Origin of the sequence: Actinocorallia sp. A-T 12471 (genome assembly GCF_033875155.1) — a bacterium.
GTDB lineage: Bacteria > Actinomycetota > Actinomycetes > Streptosporangiales > Streptosporangiaceae > Actinocorallia.
The window spans coordinates 21,363-42,837 of sequence record NZ_JAWZTE010000001.1 but is presented as its reverse complement, the minus strand read 5'-3'; the positions used below and the strand labels follow the sequence as shown (position 1 = coordinate 42,837).

The following is a 21,475-nucleotide window of genomic DNA, read 5'->3' as shown; positions in this document are numbered from 1 at the left end:
CGCGCCGGGCTGTGTGCTGACGCGGGCCGGGCTGCGGGGTCAGAGCCCTGGCGGGCTGGGCCGTGGGGCGGGCGGTTGTGGGCGGTAGGGACCCGGCGCGCGTAGGCGCGCCGGGTCGTGGGGTCAGGGGCGGTCTTCTAGGGTTGTTTGGATTGCGGCGAGGCGGTCGGCCAGGAGGCCGAGGGCGCCGACGGCGCGGGACATGGGGTCGTCTTCGGAGGCGCCCAGGGCGCGGGCGCGGAGGAAGGCGGCCTTGACGTCGGTCCAGCGGCGGTCTTGTTCGGGGGTGAGGGTGCCGCGTAGTTCTGCCAGTTTCAGGAGGTTGGCTTCGGCGCCCGTGGTGAGAGTTTGGGCCTCGCCTATGTAGTGGTCGTTGATGAGGGCGTCGAGTTCGGCGTCGTTGAGGACGGGGACGATGCGTTCGGCGAGCTTGTTCATGTTGCGGTAGGAGCCCTGGAGCTGGAAGCGCGGCTCCACGCGGGAGGAGTCGGCCTGCGCCGCCGAGGCGATGTAGGCGCGGTTGTTGGCCAGGACGACCTCCTGCACCTTCAGCATCTTGCGCAGCACCGCGAGGATCTGTTCCAGCTCGACCCTGCCGTAAGGGTGGGCGAGCCGGTCGGCGCGGATCTCGGCGTCGCCCGCCGCCATCCGCACGAGCAGTTCCACGTCTCCCCTGTCCCGGGTGGACAGCGGCGCGAGCACGGCGTTGGAGGTGAGCGCGTTCTCGATGTAGGAGAGCGCGAAGACCTCGTCGCGGCCGGCGAGCACGTCGCCGAGGTTCCACACGTCGGCGCGGTTGGCGAGCATGTCGGGGATCTTGAAGCGCTGTCCCGACTCGGTGTACGGGTTGCCCGCCATGCAGACCGCGAAGCGCTTGCCGCGCATGTCGTAGGTCTTGGTCCTGCCGTTCCAGACGCCCTCGATGCGGCGCTGTGCGTCGCACAGGGAGATGAACTTCTGCAGCAGCTCCGGCGACGTGTGCTGGATGTCGTCGAGGTAGAGCAGGACGTTGTTGCCCATCTCGAGGCCGAAGTTGATCTTGTCGACCTCCTGCCGCGCGGTGGCGTTGGGCGCGTCGGCCGGATCGAGCGAGGTGACCTCGTGGCCGAGCGCGGGCCCGTTGACCTTGACGAACACCATCCCGAGCCGGGACGCGACGTACTCCATCAGCGTCGTCTTGCCGTAGCCGGGCGGCGAGATGAGCAGCAGCATGCCCATCTGGTCGGTGCGCCGGGCCGCGCCCGCCGCGCCGAGCTGCTTGGCGAGGTTCGCCCCGATCAGCGGCAAATACACCTCGTCCAACAGCCGGTTGCGGACGAACGCCGACATCACCTTCGGCTGGAACTCCGAAAGCCGCAGCCGCTCCCGCTCGTGCTCGACGAGCTCGTTACGGCGGCGCTGGTAGGCGCGGAAGCCGGGCACCCGCTCCTCGGTGAAGCGGCGGGTGCGCGTGAGGAACTCGTCAAGGCGCAGCTCAAGACTGCCCCGGGAGATCCGGGGATGCGTCCCGAGCAGCCCTTCGACGGCCCCCGCGACGCCCGTCGCCGCGTCACGCCTCGGCAGATCGGGGCACAGTTCCAGCGCGACGGCCTCGGGAAGGTCGTCGGCCGCAATCCCCTTGCCCGCGACGTACGCCTCAAGCCATGCCGTCACGAGCTGTTCCCGCTCGCGCAGCCCGGGCAGGGCCGCGAGGTCGCGGGTGTAGGCGTCGCGGCGTGAGCCGAGCGTCCGGTGGAAGCCGTCGAGCAGTTCGCGCGCCGCCTTGCCGGTGACGAACGAGCCCTCGGCCAGCTCCTCGACCAGGTACTCCCCGGCCTCGCGGGCGTGCGGGCCGCCGATCCGTCCGGCGAGCTCGGCGGCGAGGTCGGCGAGCGCGGGGGCCGTGCCGAACAGCGCGCGGGCCGAGACCAGCGACGCGGCCCGGACGCGCAGGCCGTCGCGCTCGTCGTCGGCCACGCGGTGCGCCCAGAACAGCTGGGCGGCCGCGCGGGCGGGCGCGCCGAACCTGAGCAGACCCGCGCCGTCGCGCAGCTCCACGAGGCGTTCGAGGATGAGGGCGGCGTCGTGGTCGTGGACGCCGCGCTCGTAGCCCTCGTCGTAGCGTTCGACGGCCGCCTCACGGACCTTGTCCGCGAGCGCGTCACCGGCCTTGACCTGGTCGAGCAGCGACGCGGCGAGGAACTCCGCCCGGTAGACCTCGTCGGTCTCCGAGACGAGGGACTGCGTCCAGTACTGACGGGTGTCGGCGAAGGCAGGGTCGGTCACCGGGGAGCGGTAGTCGGTCCCGGTGACGGTGAAGGCGAGCCCGCCGTCGTGCGGGACGAGGGTCAGCTCGGTCGGCTGGTCGTCCACGGTGAAGCGGTGCTCGCCGAGCTTGATCGTGTCGCCCTCGAACAGGTCGAGCCTGTCGCGCAGCGCGCGTCCCGCCTCCTGGCGGGCGGCCTTGACGCGTCCGTCGAGCTCGTCGGCCCGGACGGGATCGCCCAGCTCGCGCAGTTCCGCGGCCGTCGCGGTGAGTTTCGCGACCATGGCGTCGGTCGCGAAGAAGGTGTTGACCTCCTCCAGCGAGCCGAGCCCCGCGACGCGCCGCGCGACCCCGCCGAGCACCCGGTCGGCCGAGGCGACGAGCCGGTCGGCGCGGCGTGTCCGCTCATCGAGCAGTGCCTGTTTGCGCGACGAGAACGCCTCGTAGACGTCCTCGCGTTTCGCCGCGAGCTCGCCGAGGAAGTCGTCGAACTCCGCGAAACGCGATTCCAGGGTCTCGATCTGGAGGAGCAGCTTGCCGAGTTGCTCGTCGCACGCCTCGGGGCTCGACGCCGACGCCAGCGCGGCGGTCACCGACTGGCCGAGCAGCGTGAACTCCGCGGCGAACGCGGCCCTTCCCTCGACCTCGAGGAGGTCCCTGCGGCGGCCTTCGAGGATCGCGCGCGCCCGGTTGACGCCGCCGAGCACCTCGCCGATCCCGGCGAGCACGCCGGTGCGGACCGTCGCGTCGGCGAACTCCAGCGACCCGACGATCTCGGTGACGCTCTCCAGCGCCGCGGCCTGCCCGGACAGCCTTTCGGCGACCGGAGCCGCCTCGGCCACCGACTCGAGGACCGCGGCCCGCTCGGCGAGCTCGCGCACCTCGGTCCGGTACCCGTCGAACGCCTCGGGCCGTCCCAGGAACTCCACCGCGCGCTGGGCGGCGGAGGCGAGGTCGGCGGCGAGGCCCTCGGCGAGCGAGTCGAGGCGCGCGGCGTCCACGTAACGCAGCTCGCGCAGGGTGACCAGGTGGCCCTGGTGGGCGCGCAGCGCGGCGAGCCGCGCCACCCAGTCGTCGGCCGACGCCGGGGCCTCGCCCCTGATCCTGCGGACCAGCGCGGCGATCTCGGTCGCCGACGACTCGACGGCCTCGGCCGCCCGGGCCGTCATCTCCCGGACCGACTCGAACTCTTCGAGCACCTGCGCGGCGGTCGTCCTGACCGCCTCAAGCGGCTCGGCCAGCCCGTGCTCGCCCAGCCAGTGGTGGTTGTCCGCCGCGGTCACGCACGCCGCGATCAGCGCCTCGAACACCTGGCTCGTCGGCGTCATCTCCGCGGCCATCCGCGCGACGGACATGCAGTCGGAGATGCCGCGCACGAGGTCGGCGTTGCCGATCCGCTCCAGCGGACCTGAGCCGACGGGCGCTGCCTCGTCCGGCTTGAACGGGGTCTCCCAGATCTGCATCGGGTGCGACCTGGTCGGCTCGTCGGTGTCGGCGCGGAAGACGATCAGGGTCCCGTCGTCGAACAGCGAGTAGCCGTGGCAGACGATCGGGGTCGCGACCTCCTTGCGGATCACGTTGTAGGGCAGCAGCAGCGTCCTGCCCTCGGCGCGCGCGTGGAAGACGTACATGACGTCCTCGCCGTTGCCCGCCTTGATGAGCCGTTCGAACTCCAGGCCCTCGGTGGCGGTGTCGAACGTCTTGACGACGTCGGTCTCCAGGTAGTACCCGCCGGGGAAGATGATCCCGTGGTCCTCCGGGAGCCGCCGGCACGCCTGGCCGATCCCGTCGAGGCGGACGACCGACTTCGTGCGGGTGTTGAACACGAGGTGGCGCACGGCCTCCTCGTTGTAGGGGCGGATGCGCAGCAGGATCAGCGCGCCCACCCGTGCGTAGGAGATGTCGGCGTCGGCGAGCGACTGCAGCGGCTCGTCCACCGGCTCGCTGTAGACGCCCGCGCCGGTCTCGGTGTTGTTCTCGATCTTGATGGTGAGGTCGCCGCCGACGGTCTCGACGAACACCTCGCCCTGGATCGAGATGTGCGGGTGCCGTCCCTCGACGTGGTCGGCCCGGGTCGTGGCGACCCAGTCGAAGTCGAACGCGGGCGGGTAGACGTTGTCGCGCTCACCCCGGTTGTCGAGGTAGGCCCCCTCGGACGTCCAGCGCAGCACCCGCTGGTCGGTGCCGGTCTGGAACACCGCGAGGAGCTTGCCGTCCAGCAGCCGCAGATGCGTCAGCCGGGTGTCACGGTAGTACCGGTACAGGTCGCCGAAGTCCTTGACGAACCCCGGCTCGGCGAGCAGCGGCGCGTTGGTCGGGGTGAAGGCGAACCTGTCGCCGTCGCGGGCGAACGCGTGCGCGGAGAACACGTCGGAGACCGCGGTCTCCGGGCGCATGCCGACGAACACGTTGTAGCCGAACAGCATCACCCCGCCGACCGCGACGATGTCGCGCGGCACGCAGTGGTTCTCGGTGCGGATCCGCTCGGTGCCGACGAGGCGCAGCTCGGAGCCGCCGAAGACCTCGGTCCGCCGCCCGTTGAGCGCCGCCGCCCCTTCCCGCAGGGCGGCGGCCTGGGCCGTCAGCCGGGACCTCAGGACCTCGTAGGTCCCGGCGTCGAGCCGCGCTCCCTCGTCGGCTGCCGAGGCGCTCCCCGTCACTTGCCCTTCCCGTTGACCCGCTCAAGCACCTCGCCCACGAGGCCAGTGACGAGCTCGCCGGTGAGCGGCGCGTTGCTGACCAGCGCGTCGGCGCCCTTGCCGAGCGAGATCGAGTTGACGATCTTGTCGAGGAAGACGCTGTCGCCGCCGACGATGTCGATGTCGGCGCTCTCCAGGCCCTTGGCCAGCACCTCGGCCTGCGCCTTGGCGACCTCGCGCTGCATCTCGATCCCGGCGAGCCGGACGTCGCGCTCGGTCTCCAGGGTGAGGCGGAACTCCTCGTGGCCCCGGCTGGCCTCGGTCAGCGCGGCCATCGCCGCGGCCTTCTCGGTGAGGCCCTCGGCCTCGCCCTTCAGCTTCTCGCGCAGCGCGTCCGCGCCGGCCATCGCCTTCTCGCGCTCGGCGATCGCCTCGGCCCTGCCGACCTGCTCGGTCGCCTCGGCCTCGGCGAGGCCCTTCTCGCGCAGCACGGCGGCCTCCGCGCGGCCCTCGCTCTCGATCGCCTGGGCGCTGCGCTCGCGCACCGCGGCCTCGGCGAGACCCGCGGCGGCGGCGTCGGCCTGCTTGCCCTCGGCGAGGCGGATCATCGCCTGCGCCTCGAGCTCGGACGCCTGCTGCTTGGACTCCGCCAGGATGATCGCCTCGCGCGCCTTGAACGCGGCGGCTGCCTCGGCGGCCTCGGCGGCCTTGATGTCCTTGACCAGGTTCTCCTGCGCCTCGGCCTCGGCGGCGATGATGGCCGCCTGACGCAGCCGCTCCGCCTCCTCCACGACCTTGACGCGCTTGATGCTCTCCTCCTGCTCGACCACGGTCTTCTCGACCGCGACGCGCTCGCGCACGACCTCGGCGATGTCCCGCTTCTCGGCCTCGAGCTCGCGGTCCTTGGCGATGGTCGCGAGCTCCGTCGCCCGGTCGCGCGCGACGACCTCGAGCACCCTGTCCTTCTCGATCCGCTCGGACTCCACGGCCACGACGCGCTTCTTGTTCAGCTCGGCCACCGCGACCTCGCGGAGCTTGTTCTCGTACTGGACGCCGAGCGCCTCGTCGGTCTTGATCGCGGCGGTCTCCGCGCGGAGCCGCTCCTCGGCCTGCACCCGCTGGGTCTCGGCCTCCTCGCGCGCCTTGACGGTCTCGATCTCGCGCTTCTGCCGGATCTCCGCGTCCGCCTTGCGGCGCTCCAGTTCGAGGATCGCCTCGCGGGCGTCGACGTCCTGGCGGGTGATCTCCTTCTCCTCGTTGCGCTGGAACTCGTTGGTCCGCACGTGCTCGATCGCCGTCAGCTCGGTGATCTTGCGGATGCCCTGCGCGTCGAGGATGTTGTTGCGGTCGAGCTGGCCGACCGGGGTCTGCTCCAGGTAGTCGATGGCCGCGTCCTCAAGGCTGTAGCCGTTGAGGTCGGTGCCAATGACCGCCATGATCTGGTCGCGCAGCTCCTTGCGCTTGGTGTACAGGTCGACGAAGTCGAGCTGCTTGCCGACGGTCTTCAGCGCCTCGGAGAACTTGGCGTTGAACAGCTCCTGCAGCGTCTCCTTGGACGAGGCGCGCTGCGTGCCGATCGCCTGCGCGACCTTCACGACGTCCTCGACCGTCTTGTTCACCCGGACGAAGAAGGTGATCCTGATGTCCGCGCGGATGTTGTCGCGGCAGATCAGGCCCTCCCTCCCCGTCCTGACGATCTCGATGGTCTTGACCGAGATGTCCATGAACTCGGCCTTGTGCAGCACCGGGAGCACCACGGCCCCGGTGAAGGTCACGTCGACCCGTTTCACCTTGGAGATGATCAGGGCGCGGCCCTGCTCCACCTTCCGGAAGAGCCGGCTGACGATGAAGACGATGCCGACGACGATAAGGAGAGCGACGCCCGCCAGCACGGCGAGGCCGGTCGTCACAGTGTCCATATGACTGCCCTTCACTCAGGGGGTCCGACACGGGACGGCCGGGAGCTCCGGCCCGTGCGGTGGTCTTGCGCGCCATGCGGCGCTGGCGGCGGCGGAAGTGCCGCCTACACGTCTTTTCGGTGCGGGTCGAGTTCCGCGTCATAGGGCATGACCCAGAAGAACTCGCCCGCGGCGTCGTAGTCGAAGATCAGCGCGGTGTCGCCCGCGCCCAGCGGTTCACTGCCCACCTTGCGCACCTCGACCAGGGCGGACGACCCGTCGGACGCGTGCGCCTCGGCCTGGCCGAACGCCTCGCTGACGGTGCCGGTCCTGATCACGCAGACCCGGCCGACGAAGTCGTTGCGGGAGGAGACGTCGGGCTCGGGCAGCACATAGCGCAGGGGGTTGATGAGCAGCCGCGCGGCGAGCCAGCCGCCCGCGACCGCGCCGACCACCACGAGGGGGTTCTTCCCGAAGCGGTCGGTCCCGGCGAGGCTGAGGAACCACGCGACGGCGACGAACAGCGACAGGATCACCGACGTCGGCACCCCGCGCAGGCCGAGCACACCGAGCAGGTCGGTGTCGTCGGCGAGGGCGTCGAATCCGATGATGGCCAGCACCCAGTACAGGACGACGAGGCCGAGCAGCACGGTGAACACCACGGTGGGCATTCCCAGGGCGATCTCGACGAAGTCCATCACACCAGGTCAGATGCAGCGGAGATCACTCCGGTTCCCGGCAAAGGCAACTTTCTTATCTTTCTTCTGGAACCTGTGGCATATGACGCGGTTTTCTGCTTGTGGGGGCTTCCGGCCCGGCGCGTCAGGGTACTGCCGGCTTGGTGATGGTGACGCCGTCACAGTGCGTGGCGGTTCCGGTGAGCGTCAGGGAGCCGTCGGCGGCCCTCGCCGGGACGCCGCTCAGGTCGACCATCACGTAGCCGCTCGGCTGGTCTATCCACGCCTCGCCCTTCAGGTCGAGGACGCCGCCGCCGAACGTGCCGGACATGACGTAGCTGCCGTGCGGCTCGCCGGACAGCTCGGCCGAGGGGTAGAAGACGAACTCGGCCTCGAGGTCGTCGCCGGACGGCATGACCGTCAGCTCGAGGGCGCGGACCCGGCCCGAGCACGTGTAGGTGCCGGTCCACGTGCCGCTGAGCTCGTCGGCGCGGATTCCGCCCGGCCTCGGGGTGCGCGGAGCCTGCCCGGTCGCGACGGGCGCGGAGGGGCGCGGGTTGTCCTTCTTCTGTGCGACGACGTACACGATGACGACTGCCGTGAGGACGGCCACGATCGTCAGGACGACGACGACAAGGAGGGCCGCCGAGTTCTGCTTGCGCGGCGGGGGCATAGGGGCGACGGCGTACGGACACCCGGGAGCGTGTCCGTAGGGTGCGCCGCAGTAGGTGCAGGGCATGGCGGGGGATGCCTTTCGTGGGACGTGGTGGGGGCGTCAGTGGCCCTTGAACGCCTCGGCGAGCCACCACGACGGCTCGGAGTCGGCGACCTTCGCGTCGATCAGCAGGGGGCGGTCGCGCGGTCCGGCGAGCCAGTCGGCGACGCCGGAGAGGTCCTCGGGGCCGCGCACGGTCACCGCGACGAACCCGTGGCCGCGCGCGATCGCGGCGATGTCGGCGTCGGGGAAGGTGACGAAGCCGGCGTCGGCGTCGGTGCGGCCGAAGTGGTGGATCTCCGCGCCGTAGGCGGCGTCGTTGTAGACGATGACGACCATCGGCAGCCCGAGCCGGACGACGGTCTCCAGCTCGGACGCGGCCATGAACAGGCCGCCGTCGCCCGTCCCGCACACCGGGAGCCGGCCGGGCTGGGCGAGCGCCGCGCCGATCGCCGACGGCAGCCCCAGGCCGACCGACTGGAACGCCTGGCTGAAGCACAGGCCGAACTCGTCGGGGACGTCGAGGAACATCGTGGGATAGCCCAGGAAATTGCCGGAGTCGACGGCGATGACGCGCTCGCGGTCGAGCATGCGGTCCAGCGCGATGGTGAGCGTGCGGGGGTCGATGCGCTCGCCCTTGCCGAGGTCCTCGTACGGGATCTGCCGCCAGCGGCCCTCGCCCGCTATCCGTTCGCGTACTTCTTCGGTGCGGTAGCCGGTCGGTCGCGTGTCCGTCGAGGCGCGCAGGGTCTCGGTGACGGCCCGGGCGGTGAGGGCGGCGTCGCCGACCACGCCGAGGTCGACCGGGCGGTGCCTGCCGGGGGCCAGCGGGTCGAGGTCGACCTGGACGAGCGTGGTGTCCGCGCCGACGAGTTCGCCGTGCCGCGTCGTCCACATGTTGAGTGCGCAGCCGAACGCGACGACCAGATCGGCGTCCGCGATCAGCTCGGCCGCGAGCGGGGTGGCGAAGCCGCCGGACACGTCGAGGTCGAAGGGGTCGCCGTGGAACAGGCCGCGCGCCACCGCCGACGTCGCCAGCAGCGCGCCGGACGCCTCGGCGAGCTCACGCAGCTCAGGGCCCGCGTGACGGCCGCCGCGTCCGGCGATGAGCACCGGCCGCCGCGCCCGCTCCAGCAGGTTCGCCAGCCGCGCCACGTCGGCCGCCGCCGCCTCGGGCAGCGTCTGCGGCGCGGGCGGGGGCGTGTCGGGCTCGTCGCTCTCGGCGGCCTGCACGTCGAGCGGCAGGTTGACCAGCACCGGGACGCCCCTGACCAGCGCCGTCCGGTGCGCGAGCACGATGTCGCGGACCGCGCTGCCCGCGGTGATCCGCGTCGAGACCGCGCCCACCGACTCCACGAGCCGGTCCTGGGCGATCCTGAAGTTCGAGTGCACGGCGGACGCCGCGGGCTCGGCCGCGAGGATCAGCATCGGCGTGCCGCTCTTGGCCGCCTCGCCGATCCCGGTGACCGCGTTCGTCAGACCGCAGCCCTGGTGCACGGTCAGCACCGGGACCGTGCCGGACAGCCTGGCGAACGCGTCGGCCATCGCCGCCGCGCCGCCCTCGTGCCGCGCCGCGGTGTAGCGCACGCCCCGCGCGACCAGCGCGCGGGTCACCGCGTAGTTCCCGCTGCCGATCACCCCGAACGCGTGGGTCACCCCGAGTTCGACGAGTTTGTCGGCGATCCGCTCGTGCACCCGCATGGCTCAGGCGTCCACGAGCGCCAGGACCCGCGCGGGCGAGCCGGAACCGCCGACGATCGGCAGCGGCGCGGCGATCAGCAGCGCGCCGCGCGGCGGCAGCTCGGCGAGGTTGCGCAGCTGGGTCAGGCCGTACTTGTTCGCGCCCAGCAGGTACTGGTGGCACGGGAAGGCCGGGTCGAACGAGTGCGCCGCGCCCGCGTCCGTGCCGACGGTCTCGACGCCGAGGCCGATGATGCGGGGGTCGTCGGCGAGCCACTGGGCGCACTCGACGGTCACGCCGGGGGTGATCGGGCCGTTGTCGGTCGGGTTGAGGAACTTCGCGGCGTCGTCGCCGTAGACCGACCAGCCCGTGCGCAGCAGCAGCCACGTGTTGTCGGGCAGCGCGCCGTGCTCGGCCTCCCACTCGTGGATGTCGGAGACCGTCAGGAGGTAGCCGGGGTACTCCTCGACCTTGGCGGTCACGTCGATGACGCACGCCTGGCCGAACAGCCGCCGCGCCGGCACCTGCGAGACGTCCTCGCCGTCCTTGCCGGTGATCCAGTGGACGGGGGCGTCGAAGTGGGTTCCGGTGTGCTCGCCGCACGCGAAGTCGTTCCAGTACCAGGCCGGGCCCCGGGCGTCATAGCGGCTGATCTCGGTCCTGCTGAACGGGATCGTGTTCGCGAACGGTTCGGGGAGCTGGAGGATCGGCGTCCCCTCATGCAGCGGCGACGTCAGGTCGACCACCCTCACCGAACCGTCGAGCGCACCAAGCAGACCAGCGACGACACCCATGTCCCACTCCTTGCCGAAACCCTTGCGAGCGGACATATCGAATCACCTGGGAGGCCGCGCCACCAGTGCGGACTCCCGGCGCGTCGCCGCGTCAGGGCAGCCGGCCGACCGCCGCCCACACCGGCGCCTGCTCGACGGGACGCGGCTCCGTGCCCGGAACCGGCCGCCAGTGGACGGCGTAGACGACGCCCGGATCGACCGGTTCGAACCCGTCGAGGAAACGGGCGACCTGGGCCTTGTCGCGCAGGTGGAGGCCGCTGCTCGAGCGCTGGGAGTAGGCGTCGGTGAACTCCTTGGAGTCCTCATCGGCCTTGTCCGGGGCGACCGTGCCGTGCGTCAGGGCCAGGTAGCTGCCGGGCGGGAGGGCGTCGCGGATCGTCGCGACGATCCGGTAGGGGTCGGCCGCGTCGTCGAAGAAGTGCAGGATCGCGCTGAGCAGGACGCCGACGGGCCGTTCGAAGTCGAGGAACGTGCGGGCCTCGGCGAGGATCTCCTCGACCCGCGCCAGATCGCCCTCGAAGACCCTGACGTTGTCGGTGCCGGTGAGCAGCGCGCGGCCGTGCGACAGCACGATCGGGTCGTTGTCCACATAAACCACCCGGCATCCCGGGTCGACGGCCTGGGCGACCTGGTGCACGTTCTCCTGCGTCGGCAGGCCCGCGCCGATGTCCAGGAACTGCCGGATGCCGTGATCTGCCAGATAACTGACGGCACGGCCCAGCCACGCCCGGTTCGCCACGGCGGTGGCCTGGGCGAACGGATACAATTCGGTCAGCAGTCTGACCACTTCGCGGTCGGACTCATAATTGTCCTTGCCCCCGAGCAGCGCGTCATAGATGCGCGCCGAAGAGGGGACCGTGGGGTCGACCCCACGCGGCGCAGTCTCTCCCGTCACAGGGTGATCATAAACACATTCCCCGCGAGAATCCCTATCTCTGGGCTTTCTAATTTTTCCGACATTTCGGGCAGGACTGTGCGGAGACTCGGCGGCGCGAACGTTCCGTATTCACCTCGGCACGGCGAGATAAGTGGCAGGCTTTTACCCGTGCAGACGGGCTACACCGACGACGGCCAACTCCTGCTCCTGCTCACCGGGGCATGGCAGGTGCTGACGGGCCGCGCCCGCCCGGCCCACCCCGACGCCCCACCCGACGAACTGATCGCCTTCTGGTCCGACCCCGCCATGGAGTCCGCACCCCCCAGGCCACGCCCTCCGGCCGACACCGTCACAGAGCCCGCGCAATCCGCTCAAGCGGAGCGGTCATAAGCGCGGTGTCGAACGGCACAACCGCCGCTTCATAACCCTCCCAACGCAACATCCGCATCCAATCCCAACTCGCCGCCAGCTCCCCATCGATCACCGCGAGATGCCCACCGATCACCGAGCCCGCCCGATGCCGCAGCACAAGGTTGCGCCACTGGCCGAGCCAGCGCCGGAAGTCCTCCATCATCCCCTCGGCCTGCCCGGCGAGCTCCGCGACCCCGTGCAGCCCCTCGTTGACGCGCCGCACCCGCCGGGCCATCTCCAACGCGCCAGCCGCGGCCGCGTCGCACAGCAACGGCACCGACGCCAGCGTCGCGCCCTCGCCGAGCCCGTCATGAGCCTCGGCCGCGAATGCCGCCGACATCTCCGCCTGCACCCTGGCGAGCGCGATCCAGAACCGCAGCCGCGCGACGTCGCCGCGCAGCAGCGTGAGTTCCGGACCCAGCTTCTCCAGCGCCGCCACCGCCTCCCCGATCGGCCGCGCCATCACCCGCGCCACGTTCGCCAGGACCGGCGCGTCCACGGCGACCTCGGACGCCTCCTGCGCCGCCAGCACGGCCCCCTCAAGCCGTCGCGCGACCTCGAGCACCTCCTCCGACGCCCCCGTCAGCTCCGAACAGACCCGCTGATAGACCTCGAGCCTCCCCACGAGCTCCCCGAGCACCCCCTGCAGTTCCTCGGTCCCGGCGAGCACCTCCCCAATGGCCCCCCGCGCCCCGGGCCGCGCGTGCTCCCGCACCGCCCCCGCCCCCCGCGCCCCCACCTCGGCCGCCGCCGCCTCCACCATGAACGCCTCATAGGACGCATACCCGCACCCCAGCAGCTCCTCCTCGATGACCTTCGCCCCCACCTCGGCCGCGTCCCTCCGGCTCCCCCCACCCCGCCGCACCGCCTCCTCGGCCCGCACCGCCTCCCCATAAACCCGCTCCGCCACCCCGAGCAACCCCGTCCGGGGCACCACCCGCACCGACAAATACCCCTCCCCCACCGAACAAATAGTGGCGAAAACCCAATACTCCCCACCCTGTTTCGTAGCATTCTTCACATAAACCCCGACCGCCTTCCCTTCCCCCAACATCCCCCAAACCACCCGAAAAATCCCCCCGGGCATCTCCGCATGCCGCACCAAACTATGCGGCCTCCCCACCATCTCCCCCAGCCCGTACCCCGACACCCGCGCGAACACCGAGTTCCCCTCCCGAACAACCCCCCTCCCATCCGTAACCGAAAAGAACAACTCCCCAACCCCCATCCGCCCTTCCCCACCCATCCCCAACTCCTCCCTCTCCCCACCCAACCCCCCAAACCTACCATTCCCCACCCCCCACCCCCCCCATTTACAAATCCCCCCGAATTCCCCCACCCAAAAAGGCCAAAAGCCCCTATCCCCCGACCTCGCAGTCCGCGCCGAGCGCGAGCGGGCCGTCCGTCGGACAGGCGGGTGCCCCGGCCGTGGGGCCGGGGCGCGCTGGGTGGGGGGTCAGGGGCGGTGGCCGGGGGTGGGGACTATGGCGGTGGTGAGGTAGGCGTTGGTGTAGAGGAGGTCGCCGTCCTTGGCGGTGGGGGGAGGTCGGCGGGGGTGGTGGGCTTGTCGCCGGTGGGGCGCCATGTGGCGTCGAGGTCGCGGAGGGTGCGTTCACCGAGGAGGGCGAAGGTCTCGGCGTCGAAGACCAGTTCCCAGCGGATGGTGTTGTAGGTCTGGCCCACGGCGATGCCGGGGCGTCCCTCGAGGTCCGTCACGCCCTCGGTGAGGTCGACGCCCGGGATCTCGGCGGCGGCGCGGAACAGCGCGGCAAGGGACGCCCCCGGGATGACGTGCTCGCGGATCGTGTCGCCGAGGGTGTGGAACGCCTGGACATCCACCGGGTTGCCGCCGCGCGACCGGTCGTACACCCACTTCTTCGCGGCGGACGGGTCGGTCGGCACCGTCGTCAGGTAGGCGGGGCCGTCCTCCACGCAGCCCATGGGCGGCCGCGAGAGGTCCGCTGGTCGAGGTAGCCGGGCTTGTCCCCGCCGGCCGAAAGCCAGACCTCCCGGACTGTGTCGAAAGCGCGCTGGGCAGGCAAATCCCCTATGACGGTCTCCGCCTGATGGCTCTTCGAGGAGAAGTACAAGTACTACCCGGGCTCCGGCTTGAGTTCGGGCCCCGCCGCCGCGGCCAGCGCGCTGACCAGCCCGCCAAAGACAAGCCCACGCCTGGGCGCACGGCGTTCGTCGGTGATCTCGTTCATCAGGCGCCGCCCCCGGTTCGGGCACCCAGGCAGGTCCCGCCTTTCCGGGATCGTCATAACAGTTCCTCCCTGAGTGAGTGCTCACCCTCCCTGTATCCGGGTGCCGGCACCGCTTCCCGCACCCTCTCCCGCGCCCGATTCAACCGCGACCGCACAGTCCCGACGTGAATCCCCAGCGCCGCCACGCCGTCCGCGTAAGAGAGCTCCTCCCACACGCACAGCGCCAAAACGTCCTGGTAACGCCGGGCCAGCCCCGCGATCCGCGCCAGCACCTCACGCATCCGCCGCTCGTCCTCGCCCCTCCCCGCGACGGCCTCCGCGTCATCCTCGCCCACCACCACATGCGGCATCCGCTCAAGCACGTCCCGGTACCTACGCGACGACCTCCGGTGATTCCGCACCACGTTCATCGCTACCCCCGTACAGCCAGGCCAACAACAACCCGTGCTCCAACCGCACGTCCCACCTTCTCCGCCACGTCTCAAGGAACCCCACCGACGCCAGATCCTCACCCACCCCAGTCCCCCGTCCGCCTGAAGCAGCAGTTGTAAACCGCCCGCTAATGCCGATCGAACAGCACCCCGAACCCCTCCCCCCGCCCACCCAGAACCTCATCCCCCTCCCCACGTCCACCCCCACCCCTCAAGTTCCCCAAACACAAACAACCCCGGACAAATGTCCGGGGTTGCAGGGTTTGGGTGGTACCCCCAACCGGATACCAGCCAGATGGCTGCAACCAGCCGATGGTTTCCCAGCCACCGCCAGCTAACGCTACGTGGACACTTCAATATCACCAGTGCGAGCTCGGGATCATGACGTACGTGCGGCCATGAAGCCCATACAACTCGACTATTCCGTATCGGCCGAGCTGGTTGCCTCAGAGTCTTCTCTGATAGCACTCATCTCGTAATCCTCGGCAATCTCGCGCAACAAACGCGAAGTCCGGGGCCAGCCATACGAAATATCATGAGCCCAAAGACGGTACTGCTTCGCGAGCTCACGCTCTTGACTACCTCCCTCAAAAACGTCACGCCTTGTTATGCCTCGACGACTGAGCGTCCCGAAGATAAATCCCTCATCGATCTGCTGGCTGCCCACCAAATCGATAATCTCTCGAACCGCTTCTACAGGCCATACTTCGCCGGAACTTGCAGGGTGTGACGAGAGTATTTGACCAATAATCTTGTCGCCGGTCTTCGCTCGGCCAATCTCGGAGAGTCTAGATCGCGCAGTCTCCACCCAAATTTTCAGATGGCCATTATCAATTGAACCATCCGACTGCACCCCAGGAACGGCCGGCCAGCCTCGAAGGATATCCCATGCCCTCAGAGCAATACCCCGAGCCTGCTCATCCATTGAGCGTGGACGCGCATGGTCTTCCTTATAGGCAAGATTAACCATATCGACAAATTTCGACGGGTCCTCATTAAGGACCGAGAATAGGGCCTTAGTGTCACGATTCCTATCAAGGAGATCATAAAATATGAACTCATAGAACGCGATCTTGCTTCGACTCAAACCCTTTGATGAAAGGTAATCTATGAGCCTTCCAACACCGAAACCAGGATATGCACTTTTTGCAGTTCGATGATCTGCGGCACAAGCCCTGTCCAGGGCTTCTTGGACAAGATTGAGATCTAGGGATGCAGGCTCAGTTCCCTCTTCTTGACGAGTCCACGCTTGGAGAAGATCAACGGCTAGCCAAGGCCGATCGTGATCAATGTACTCTCGTGCTGCCCGGCTCAGGTCTTCCACTTCCACGTAAACCTCAGATACCTGAGACCAATACTTCGCGTGGAGATCTGGATCAGCTTCAAGAATTACATCCCAAAAAGATCCGATAGCGGGAGCATTCAGAACCAGAAGTATTCGCCTCTCCGGGAGCTGAAAGCTGGGATGTCGAAGTGTGGACCTCAACCACTCCTCACCCCCATCATGCAGCCTCTTTCGCGCCCACCCCACCGCTACTGAGCGCTGAGACTGATCAGTCGAATCTAGCCAAGCAGCAAGATCCCCGGTCATTTCCTCGGGAGCTACCTCACCCAACGAATAGCCAAGTTGTTCGGGAACTGCACTATGGATACTCAGCTCGTTGATTGCTGCTATCCCGCCCTCGCCGAGCACAACTCGGGCTGCCTCGGAGCGAAGCTTTTGTAGCTCCTCTCGATAAGATCTATGGTTGTCAAGGATCGACCATCCAGAAATCACTGGTTGCGAGCCAAATAGATATGCATACTTTACGGCGCCTGCACGAGGCTCTAGAAGTTCAACGAGCCCGCGAATATCTGAAACATGACCTTCACCTATCTGCTCATCAAGATCCATGGACTCAAATTGGATCAACTTCTCACGCAACTTCTCCCATAGATGAGCTTGATGGCCAGACTCGAGAATCGAGCTCACATCCAGTCTGAGCGCAATCAAGATCCGGTGACGCTCAGATGCCGGCAAGCCATGCAAGCCGCCAACAAGGCTAGTCCAGATTTCGACATCTTCTTGTGCCGCATCGATCGCAAGATTTACCAAGCTGCTTACATAGTCCACCGGGTCAGAAACATCTGTATTTAGATCCTCGGATCTCCAATCTCGAAAACGTGGCTCCTGCGGAGCCGTAATTATCCTCGATGATATAGAGAGAAGAGCCGAAAGAAGATCTTTCCTTGCCTCAGGCAGCCGACGGCAGATCGTTTCCAAGATCTTTATCTTGACTGCCTGAGAAGCTTGCGTGTTCTGAAAGCTCCCGAAGAGAACGCTGATAAGGCTCTCTAGAGGCCGGTTCGCCCAACGACCACCCGGGTCGATCAAGTGAAGGCGTGCTAGCGCGAACGCTGCATCGGTGCGGTGGTCGGGCGACCAGCAGAGAATCTCCAGAGCCCAGAGGAGACTCGTATGAGCTGGCCGCCCAGATGATCCTTCTCCATCCTGGAACAGGGTCCTAAGGACGGGATCAGCACGATCTAGATCTCCGTGAACGGCTGTCAAGAATGTCTCGGGAGACCCTTCCGCGATAAACATCAGCGCATCGTCGAGAAGATCCCAGGTAGCTCCAGTGAGATCGCTGTTGGCCTGTCGCAGGATCATAGCGGCGTTACGGCGAGCATACGAAGCGCATGAGGTGACATCTCCTAGAATTCGGCCTCCCTCAGTTCCAAGAAGCGCCAAACCTTGTGCCAATCCACGCCTTGCAAGAGGTGAAGCAATAGAAGGAGCACCCTCCCTCCGATTAATCTGGCTGGCATCTTCTATTTGATTGAAGACCGTGACCAAGATTTCTTGCCATCGTCGCATCACCGAAGAAGAGAGTAGGGGATGCAATGCATGGAATGCCTCGACAAGAGCAGTTACATACCAACCGCTTCCGGTACGAATGAACGGAGGGTCGTCAGTATTCTGCCAGTGCAGGAGCACTCTCTCTATCTCCGGCCAGGACGTTCCAGACAGGGTGCTTGCGACAGAAAGATCAAAATCTCTTTCGCTCCATGATCCGAGGAGGATCAGTGGCGCAAGCACTGCGGCGTCACTGGGTGACCGTGCCCAGGGAGGACAGGTGAACGCAGGATCTTTTGACAGAGCTCGGGTCATTGACTGCATACTTCGACGAGCTAGAGCCGCGAGATCATAGGCACGTTGATCAGTAATACCAACAGATTCGAGGATAGCCTCAGTTTCGCGCCGGGAGACTCGTGGTAGTTCAATCACCGATCCATAAACCGCAATATACCCATGGCCGAGTGGCATAATTACATGGTGGCCAGCTTCGAGTGTCGGACCGATGCCGATATTCTCGAATATCGGAATAAGGATAGCTCGACTGCTCATTGCGATGACGCGATCCCAGATAACTTGCTGAGAAATGACTAGAACTGGGGGAAAGTCGTCTTTCTGTTCCCCAGAAGTCAACACGCCGACGATAAAAGCCAGGGATTCCTCGCGCCACCCGGACCTGACGGAGACGGCATCAGGCCTTCCGTTCAAAACTCGCAGAAGTCGGGCCCGCTCCTCATCCCGTCCTGACTGATAAAACTGAGCAGGAAGGCAGGGCATAGTACGTGACTGAAATCGCTCCCACCAACTGTCGAGGCTTTCCGCCCCTTTCGGCCGATAACCCAGATGCTCAGATATCCAAAAATGCACAGCAGGTGTCTGCTGAAGCCATCCTTCGAGGTCATCAGCATCCAGTACGCGAACATCGGCGAAGTCGCCCTTCGCCCGGTGATCACTGGCCCATTTTTCTGCTCCGAACCATCGTCGGGGAGTCACGAAAATGAAGACTACTTTCTTTCGCTCAACGCCTCCAGCATCGCCGACTAGACGGTTCTTGTAATCTGAATCCGCTTTACTTTTAGGATTAGAGTTGACGCCGAACTCAAAGCAGAGATCTCCGGATGGAAGAAAAGGGGTACCTTCAGACTTAGCACGTCCATCCCAGCCTGGAGCAGCGACGCCGTCACCAGAACGGACAGAAATGCCAGTGATTCCTCGCGTAGAAGCGAGAAGCCGTCGTATCAACTCAGGAAATCGATCTTGCGAAGCTCGGGTGCTTGCCCATTGACTCAGCTGCGTCGCATTGACCAACTCTGGACTGATCATTTCCCCTCCGGACTATGGCCGAGCGGCACCGGATGCTGTTGCCGAAGCCTACGGTTGATAAAAGAAGCTCATCGGCATGTAATGTGGGTTGGCCACCAGGCTAGGAGTGGTCGTACGGTCCCAGAAACCTCTCCCCATTGAAGTGAATCAGGTGAGTGGGGTTGTCGGCGCACCAGACGTCCGTCTCCCAGGCAATGTCCTTCAGGTACTGCCTCAGATCTGCCCTTGAGGGGAAGCAGGAGATGAAGACGAGGCCAGCGGTTGCCGCCTGGAACAGGTTCTTGAGCTCGCCGTGTCTCTTGGAGTCGACTGGCCCGTGGGACGATGCGGCTTCGATGAGGACGAGCCAGTTCCGGTCAGGCAAGTGGACGATGACGTCCGGCATCTTTCCGTGCGAGTCGATGGTTACACCCAGGTCGGCCAAAGCACGCTCCTGAAAGATGCTCCATTTCTCGTCGGCGTCGCCGATGTAGAGGATCTTTCCTCCAGGGGTGAAACGCTCACAGAAGTCCTTGATGATGGGGACTATGAGCTCATTCTGTCCACCAGGGCTGAGCCGCACCTCGGTTCCGTCCGGGAGCGTGACCGGGATGCGGAGGAGATCCCGTTCCATGGCGTACTTCGCTCGCAGTCCGGGAACCCTGGCAAGGTAAGCGGCGACCTGGTCCTCGAAGTCCGCGTCACCAGTTCGCTGGATCAGATCGAAGGCTTCTTTTTCGATCTGGTAGCAGTTCTTTGGAGAGTTGACGGGGCGCTTGGGGTCATCTGGGTTGAGCACGACCAGTCCGCCATCGATGAACTGGTGGAGAGTGAAACGACGGATAGTTTCACGAGAGTTCGGCTTGTAGTCCTTGTCGTAGCGGGTACGAAGCCAGTCCATGATCTCGACCGTCCGGAGAAGCGGTCGCTCGGCGTCCACCCAGGCCACGTCAGGTGTCATACCCATCAAGGCAAGGAAGGTCAAGGCGGATCGCTCGTTGCAGCGCTCGTCATCGAAGTTCAGGAGGCGCAGTATGCGTTGGGCTTCGAAGACCTGCTCAGCGATCGACTTCTGCGCGGAGCCCTCAGGCTGTGGTGTCGTCACCCTCTTGAGTCTGGCAGGCGGAGACGTGCTGAAGGACGAGATTGTCAATCTTCTCTTGGTCCGGCCAGGAGCCACCCCCGAGGGAGGACCCGAGGGCCGTCAGCTCAGCAACGGACGGGTACCTGAGGTTGCGTAGATCGGTGGCGTTGATCTGCGTATGTCCGTTGAACCTTCGAATGAATCCGTCGAGAACCGTGGAGTTGAGCCATAGACACAACCCACGTGCCAGATCAACAGGCATTCCTACGCCGTTCGCATGGAAGACGTTGACGTGATTCTCAAAGCCGATCTCCATGCCAGGATAGTCCTCGGACTCGAAGACGGATGCGACCACACGACGAGGTTCCTCTTTCGAGGACATTCGCTTGACGACGGCATAGTTCCCTGATGGAAACATCAGTTTCGATGTTGCCTCGGTGGAGACGATCGCATTCGGCTTCCGGGCTCCTGGAACAGGCCAGATGATCCGCCCACCACGCATGTGCAATGGGTAGATCAATGGCACCGTGCCTGGCTCAGGGTCCATGCGGAGGTGTTCCTTCGCACGGAAATCGACCACACGGCCGGTGGAGACCTTTAGTCCGAGGTCGACCAGCTGAGCGGGGAGCCTGGCGAGCATCGCCGCCGTCTCGCGGTCGCCGTCGTCACCGCTAATGTGAATGAACTGCTCGGGGTCGCTCGGATGTACGACCTCGGTATAGGGAGCGGTCCGCACTCGTGGAACGTCGTCGTATCCAGCGCTGGTCGAGATCGTCAGCGGACCGCGCTCAATGCTGGCGGTTCGAGTAGCGCTGAAGATCACGTTCTCTTGGAGGACATCTGCGTCCCCGAAAACCGTCGACCGTGATTCGAACACGTGAAGCCGATCGAGATGCATTCGGTCGAGAAGAAACTGGCGAAAGCTTCGGAAGTACGGGCCGTTGGCGAAGCTTCGCGGTGTGATCGCCACCAGCTGCCCGCCTGGCTTCAGAAGGTTCACGCTCATGGCGAGGAACGCCGTGTAGAGGTTCGAGACGTCACTCGCGTGGGACGCGACAACGCTGCGTTCGGAGGCATTCTTTCGGAGCTTCTTGTAAGGCGGGTTGGTCACCACCAGGTCGAAGGGCTCTGGAGCGGTGTCCAGTAGAGATCCACCAGCGGCCCAATCGATGAAGCTGCCCGGCTGAAGGACCGTCTCGACCTTGACGCCCGCCTTGGCTGCGGACTCCCGGCAGTCGCGGAGCGTGTCAGCGAGGACTGGATGCAGGGACTCGTCAAGTTCGCAGGCGACCAAGGTCACCGAGGCGTGAGGACGTTCTTTGATGAGGCGGGCGACGATCGAGGCGGACAGCGACCCCGCACCTGCACCGGGATCAAGGACCCGAATGCATCCGAGCTCCGGCAGATTCGCCAGTGCAGCAATGAAGTCCGCGACCTGCGATGGGGTGAAGTACTGACCAAGGCTCGCTCGCCGGTCGGGATCCAACCCAGCCGAACTCTGTTGTCGGCGGGCTTCGGTGCGATCGACCAGACGCCCCGCGACTTCGCAGGTTGTCGCAGGTTCCTCGGCTGTCATCCCCCTAGCTTACGGCGCGGACCTGCCCCTTCGTTCTGTTCGCGGCCAGCCTCAGCGGTGAGTTGCGCCCGGAAGAAGACCACGAACCACATGTCCCCACAG

General features: G+C 66.4%; 13 protein-coding genes. All 13 read right to left on the bottom strand.

What is annotated here, in order from left to right; all coding sequences use genetic code 11:
- Nucleotides 1-123: 123 nt before the first annotated feature.
- Nucleotides 124-4,905 (bottom strand): DNA repair ATPase, encoded by a 4,782-nt coding sequence (locus R9X44_RS00175; protein WP_319811850.1) that lies wholly within the window; start codon nt 4,903-4,905, stop codon nt 124-126.
- Nucleotides 4,902-6,803, bottom strand: a complete 1,902-nt coding sequence (locus R9X44_RS00170; RefSeq protein ID WP_319811849.1) for a flotillin family protein — start codon at nt 6,801-6,803, stop codon at nt 4,902-4,904. Before R9X44_RS00170 ends, R9X44_RS00175 begins: the two co-directional genes overlap by 4 nt.
- 104 nt (nt 6,804-6,907) lie before the next feature.
- Complete coding sequence (locus R9X44_RS00165; RefSeq protein WP_319811848.1) at nt 6,908-7,480, bottom strand: hypothetical protein; 573 nt, start codon at nt 7,478-7,480, stop codon at nt 6,908-6,910.
- A 124-nt stretch (nt 7,481-7,604) separates the two neighbouring features.
- The gene (locus tag R9X44_RS00160; RefSeq protein WP_319811847.1) at nt 7,605-8,132 is read right to left on the bottom strand and encodes a hypothetical protein; all 528 of its coding nucleotides are present in this window, start codon (nt 8,130-8,132) and stop codon (nt 7,605-7,607) included.
- Nucleotides 8,133-8,234: 102 nt separating this feature from the next.
- Nucleotides 8,235-9,875, bottom strand: coding sequence for a thiamine pyrophosphate-binding protein (locus tag R9X44_RS00155; RefSeq protein ID WP_319811846.1), 1,641 nt, complete (start codon nt 9,873-9,875; stop codon nt 8,235-8,237).
- 3 nt (nt 9,876-9,878) lie between these two features.
- Nucleotides 9,879-10,649, bottom strand: coding sequence for a cyclase family protein (locus R9X44_RS00150; protein WP_319811845.1), 771 nt, complete (start codon nt 10,647-10,649; stop codon nt 9,879-9,881).
- Nucleotides 10,650-10,740: 91 nt separating this feature from the next.
- Entirely contained in the window at nt 10,741-11,544 is an 804-nt protein-coding gene (locus R9X44_RS00145; RefSeq protein WP_319811844.1) for an SAM-dependent methyltransferase, read from the bottom strand.
- Between the two features lie 331 nt (nt 11,545-11,875).
- Entirely contained in the window at nt 11,876-12,847 is a 972-nt protein-coding gene (locus R9X44_RS00140; RefSeq protein WP_319811843.1) for a histidine kinase, read from the bottom strand.
- 572 nt (nt 12,848-13,419) lie between these two features.
- Nucleotides 13,420-13,869, bottom strand: coding sequence for a hypothetical protein (locus tag R9X44_RS00135; protein ID WP_319811842.1), 450 nt, complete (start codon nt 13,867-13,869; stop codon nt 13,420-13,422).
- 328 nt (nt 13,870-14,197) lie between these two features.
- Nucleotides 14,198-14,554, bottom strand: a complete 357-nt coding sequence (locus R9X44_RS00130; RefSeq protein ID WP_319811841.1) for a sigma-70 family RNA polymerase sigma factor — start codon at nt 14,552-14,554, stop codon at nt 14,198-14,200.
- 439 nt (nt 14,555-14,993) lie between these two features.
- Nucleotides 14,994-18,734: a hypothetical protein gene (locus R9X44_RS00125; protein WP_319811840.1), complete on the bottom strand. Its 3,741-nt coding sequence runs from the start codon at nt 18,732-18,734 to the stop codon at nt 14,994-14,996.
- Between the two features lie 100 nt (nt 18,735-18,834).
- Nucleotides 18,835-19,818, bottom strand: coding sequence for a BsuBI/PstI family type II restriction endonuclease (locus R9X44_RS00120; protein WP_319811839.1), 984 nt, complete (start codon nt 19,816-19,818; stop codon nt 18,835-18,837).
- On the bottom strand, nt 19,799-21,373 hold the full coding sequence (locus R9X44_RS00115) for an Eco57I restriction-modification methylase domain-containing protein (RefSeq protein ID WP_319811838.1): 1,575 nt from the start codon (nt 21,371-21,373) through the stop codon (nt 19,799-19,801). The genes R9X44_RS00120 and R9X44_RS00115 overlap by 20 nt, the downstream gene beginning before the upstream one ends.
- Nucleotides 21,374-21,475 lie beyond the last annotated feature (102 nt).